General features: G+C 74.0%; 5 protein-coding genes, 1 pseudogene and 1 riboswitch. Of the genes and pseudogenes, 2 read left to right on the top strand and 4 right to left on the bottom strand.

Features of this window, described 5'->3' with window-relative positions; genetic code table 11:
• Window positions 1–337 (bottom strand): annotated as a pseudogene (locus RT323_RS04315) (hypothetical protein); the annotation flags it as partial.
• Window positions 334–1,506, bottom strand: coding sequence for an ATP-binding protein (locus RT323_RS04320; protein WP_313405309.1), 1,173 nt, complete (start codon window positions 1,504–1,506; stop codon window positions 334–336). The pseudogene RT323_RS04315 and the gene RT323_RS04320, both read right to left, overlap by 4 nt.
• Before the next feature lie 79 nt (window positions 1,507–1,585).
• Between RT323_RS04320 and RT323_RS04325 the strand changes: the two genes are divergently transcribed.
• Window positions 1,586–2,428 (top strand): MOSC N-terminal beta barrel domain-containing protein, encoded by an 843-nt coding sequence (locus RT323_RS04325; RefSeq protein WP_313405310.1) that lies wholly within the window; start codon window positions 1,586–1,588, stop codon window positions 2,426–2,428.
• A gap of 1 nt (window position 2,429) precedes the next feature.
• On the opposite strand, the gene RT323_RS04330 is transcribed toward RT323_RS04325, so the two are convergent.
• A complete protein-coding gene (locus RT323_RS04330; RefSeq protein ID WP_313405311.1) occupies window positions 2,430–3,116 on the bottom strand; it encodes an NAD-dependent deacylase in 687 nt (228 codons plus the stop codon).
• Window positions 3,113–3,892: an inositol monophosphatase gene (locus RT323_RS04335; RefSeq protein ID WP_313405313.1), complete on the bottom strand. Its 780-nt coding sequence runs from the start codon at window positions 3,890–3,892 to the stop codon at window positions 3,113–3,115. The genes RT323_RS04330 and RT323_RS04335 overlap by 4 nt, the downstream gene beginning before the upstream one ends.
• A gap of 66 nt (window positions 3,893–3,958) precedes the next feature.
• Window positions 3,959–4,055: riboswitch (TPP riboswitch) on the top strand.
• On the opposite strand from RT323_RS04335, the gene RT323_RS04340 reads away from it, so the two are divergent.
• Window positions 4,045–4,449 (top strand): hydroxyethylthiazole kinase (locus RT323_RS04340; protein ID WP_313405315.1); only part of this gene is annotated, 405 nt, incomplete at its 3' end. (Overlaps the previous riboswitch by 11 nt.)

Below are 4,449 nucleotides of genomic sequence, written 5' to 3' on the forward strand. Positions count from 1 at the left end.
GGGAGCCGAGCGCGAGCCGGCCGATCAGGCCGCGGGCGTACCAGCTGACGAGCACGACGTCTCGCCCCTCGAACGTGCCGGACTGCGGGTCGGGACCGTACGCGTCGGCCGACGTCGTGATGCCCTGCGGCCACCAGCGCGGGGTCGTCACGTCGCGCTCGTCCCACCGGAACCCCCGGGCGGCGGCCTCGCCGGGGACCTCGACGCGGCGGCCCCGGCGGGCGAGATCGGCCAGCACACCACGCAGTCCGACGCGGGCGAACCGCCTGGCGAGCCCAGGCGCCGGACGCGACGTCGCCGCGGGGCGCACGAGCCTGAACGGCAGGGGCCCGGTCATCCGGCGCCACCGCCCGGGACGGGGCCCGTGAACGTGACGGAGGTGCCACGCCCGGGGGCCGAGCGGATCTCGGCGCTCACCCCGACCTCGCGCAGCGCCTGCCCGGCCTGGGTGTCGAGCCCGAAGCCGAGCGGCTGGCTCGTCTGGTCGAAGCCGCGTCCGTCGTCCGAGACCACCACCTCCCACGAGCCGCCGTCGCAGTCCGCGTGCACCACGACCTGGTCGGCGTTCGCGTGCAGGCGGACGTTGTGCAGCACGGTGGCCACGGCACGGCCGGTCGCCTGCCAGACCTCCTCGGTCAGCCTGGCGTGACTGCCCAGGTCGACCGCCAGCTCGAGCGGCAGGTCGTCAAAGCCCTCGAGCGCGTCGCCGAGCATCGAGCCGACGGTGCGGTCCCCCGGCCGTTCCAGCGGCTGCGCCGACAGGTAGTTGCGCAGCCGCGTCGCCTCACGGTCCGCCTGGACCCGCAGTCCGGGCAGGACCTCGGCCGGGGTGTCCTCGTCCGACAGCAGTCGCAGGATGCTGGAGGCGTCGTGGACCGTCAGCTGGTAGCGGCCGAGCTCGAGGGCTCGCGTGGCCGCCACCGCCTCCTCGCGGGAACGGTCCGCGTCGGCGGCCAGCGACCTCAGGTAGTGGACCAGCAGGGCGACCACGAGCGCGTAGCCGGGGATCGTGATCGCGTTGCTCACGTTCGTCGCGACCGACGTGATCCCCGTGGCGGACGCCCACGCGAAGTACCAGCCGCCGAGCGCGATCCCGTGCACGACCGAGACCAGCGGCCGCAGCCAGGTCGACGCCAGGGCGGCGACGTTGATGGCGAAACCAGCCGCCCAGGCCTCCCACGTCCCCACGATGTGGGTCGCGGGCATCAGCAGCCCCATCACGGCGAACGCGGCCCACGCGACGACCAGGTCGGGGACGTGCCACCAACCGGGGCGTACCGAACCGGTTGCCAGGCACTGCACGATCAGCAGCAGGGAGACCACGGTGGCGGCCAGGGCCAGGGCCACGTACGCGGCACTGCTGGTCGCCAGGCGGGCGCCCGCCGGGACGCTCAGGACAATCTGGACCAGCACGACGGCACGCATCGCCGGGACGACGAGCGCGATCCCCAGCTCGGCACGTCGCGACGACATCCCGGCAGCGCCGAGGCGGGTCGAACTCGTCACGCCTGCCATCGTCTCAGGTCAGCCAGCACGGCGCGGGTCGAGACCGTGGCATCCGGCGTCTCGCCGATACGCTGAGCGCGTGCGACTGACCTCCCTCCACCGCCACCCGCTCAAGTCGGGCACCATCGAGGACCTCGAGTCCGCGGTCGTCGAGCCGTGGGGCCTGGCGGGCGACCGCCGGTGGATGGTCGTCGACGCGGACGGGACGTTCCTGACCGCACGCGAGGAGCGCCGACTGCTCGCCATCGACGCGAGCCTGACCGGGACCGGCCTACGGCTCAGTGCTCCCGGCCGCCCGACGATCGACGTCCCCGATCCCGACCCGGCGGCCCAAGTGCCGGTGCGGATCTGGAGCTCGCTCATCACCGCCGCCGAGGCGGCCGAAGCCGCGAAGTGGCTCACCGAGACGCTCGACCGCGAGGTCCGCCTCGTCCACCTCGACGACCCCACCCGGCGCGCCGTCAACCCGGCTCGCGGCGAGCCCGAGGACCGCGTGAGCCTCGCCGACGGCTATCCCCTGCTCATCGCGACGGAGGCCTCCCTGGCCGCCCTCAACGAGGCGATCGTGGCCGGCGACGGCGACCCCGTCCCGATGGGGCGCTTCCGCCCGAACCTCGTGGTCGACGGGGACGCGCCGTGGCTCGAGGACGACTGGCGGCGGATCCGGGTCGGCGACGCAACGTTCCGTGCGGTGAAGGGCTGCGCACGGTGCGTCATCACGACCCTCGAGGCTCACGAGTCCGGTGACGTCGAGGGCGGCAAGGAGCCGATCCGCACGCTCGCGAGGATCCGCCGGTTCGGCGGGGCGGTCTGGTTCGGGGTCAACCTGATCCCCGACTCGGCCGACGTCACGATCCGGGTGGGCGACGAGGTCGAGGTGCTCGAGGCGGCCGAGCCGGGCGCAGGCCCCGTCGGCGCCTGAGTCAGGCCGTGCCGACGAGGTGATCGACCCAGCGGGGCACGACCTCGGTCGCCGGACCCGCCCAGCTCGTGTGGAAGTCGCCGCCCGTGGGCACCAGGTTGAGCTCGAACGTGTGGGCGCCCGACGCGTGCGCGTAGTCGACGAACCCGGCGGCCGGATAGACCACGCCTGACGTGCCGATCGCGGCGAACACCTCGACCTCGGTGAGCGCCTCGTGGATGTCGTCCATGCCGTGCGGGTACTCGCCGAACCAAACGATGTCGGGGCGCAGCGCCGCCCGGTCGCACTCGGGGCACTCGGGCTCGTGCGAGAGCGGTCCGGTGTGCTCGAACCGGTGCTCGCAGACCTCGCACCGGACGTGGCGCAGGCTGCCGTGCATGTGGAGCACGCGCCGCGAGCCGGCGCGCTCGTGCAGGTCGTCCACGTTCTGCGTCACCAGCAGCAGGTCGTCGCCCAGGTGCCGCTCCAGCTCGGCCAGGGCCACGTGCGCCGCGTTCGGCCGCACCCGTCCCAGCGAGGCACGGCGCTCGTCGTAGAACCGCTGCACGAGCGCCCGGTCGTACGCGAAGGCCTCGGGGGTGGCGACGTCCTCGGGGCGGTGGCCCTCCCACAGGCCGTCGGCGTCGCGGAACGTGGCCAGCCCGCTCTCGGCGGAGATCCCGGCGCCCGTGAGGACGACGACCTTCATCGCGCGTCGCCCCGCAGCGCGACGGCGACGTCGCGGACGGCCGTCGGGGGTCCGGCGATCGACCACAGCAGGCCGTCGACCTCCGTACGCTCGGTCGTCCCGCCGACGCCGGCCACCAGCGCGGTCCCGGGGAGCCAGTCCCATGCGGGAGTGCTGTGCTGGAACCAGACGCCGAGACGGCCGGTGGCGACGCCGACGAGGTCCATCGAGCCGGAGCCGAGCATGCGGATCGTCGCCGGCAGGGCGGCGGCCCGGCGCCACGCCTCGAACCCGGGATGGCCGTCGATGAACGCGGGGTGCGCGTACGTCGCGGCACCGAGACCGGTGACGGGACCGTCCTCGATCCGCGGGAGCGGCTTGCCGTTGCGGGTCGTGGGGACGTCGGGTCCGCCGACGACGACGGTGCCCGTGGCGTGGTGGGCCACCGCCCCGAGCAGGGCGTGGTCGCCCTCCGCCAGTGCGATCGCCGAGCACCAGTAGTCCGAGCCCGTCGCGAAGTTGTAGGTGCCGTCGACGGGGTCGATCACCCAGCGGCGTCCCGACGTGCCCTCATGCGCGGTGCCCTCCTCGCCGAGCAGCCCGTCCTCGGGACGCTCCCGGCCGAGGCGCTCGACGATGAGGGCCTCCGCCGCGAAGTCCGCCGCGGTCACGACGTCGGAGACGCTGGTCTTCGCACGGGTCTCGAGGTCGTCCTCGGCCCGGATCCGGGCGGCCAGGGCAGCCGCCTCGACGACCAGCTCGGTCGCCAGGGCCACGTCGTCGGGGGTCACGTTCACGCCTCCACCGTAGGAGGTCCGTCCCGGCCGGGACGGTTGGCCCGGAGACTCCCGGCCGTTAGGGTGAGCGGCGACACGGGGTGCCGCACCGAAGCGGCTGAGATCAGACCCGTCGAACCTGCTCGAGCTCGTACTCGCGAAGGGAATGTCCCATGACAGCTCCGTCCGTTCCGCCCGTCTCCGCCGAGGTCGCGCTGACCCGCCTGCGCGAGGCCACCCCGTTGGTGCAGTGCATCACCAACAGCGTCGTCACCGGCTTCACCGCCAACGTCCTGCTGGCCGTCGGCGCCGCACCGGCGATGGTCGACATCCCCGAGGAGGCCGGCCTCTTCGCCGGAGTCGCGGGCGGCCTGCTGGTCAACCTCGGCACGCCCACGCCCCTGCAGGGCGACGCGGCCCGCGAGGCGGTGCGGGCCACCGACCGGTGGGTCCTGGACCCCGTCGCGATCGGCACCCTGCCCGTGCGCACGGCCTTGGCCGCCGAGCTGGTGCGAGCGCGTCCGGCGATCGTCCGCGGCAACGCCTCCGAGATCATCGCCCTGGCCGGGCTCGGCTCG

Source organism: Aeromicrobium sp. (assembly GCF_032084975.1).
GTDB lineage: Bacteria > Actinomycetota > Actinomycetes > Propionibacteriales > Nocardioidaceae > Aeromicrobium.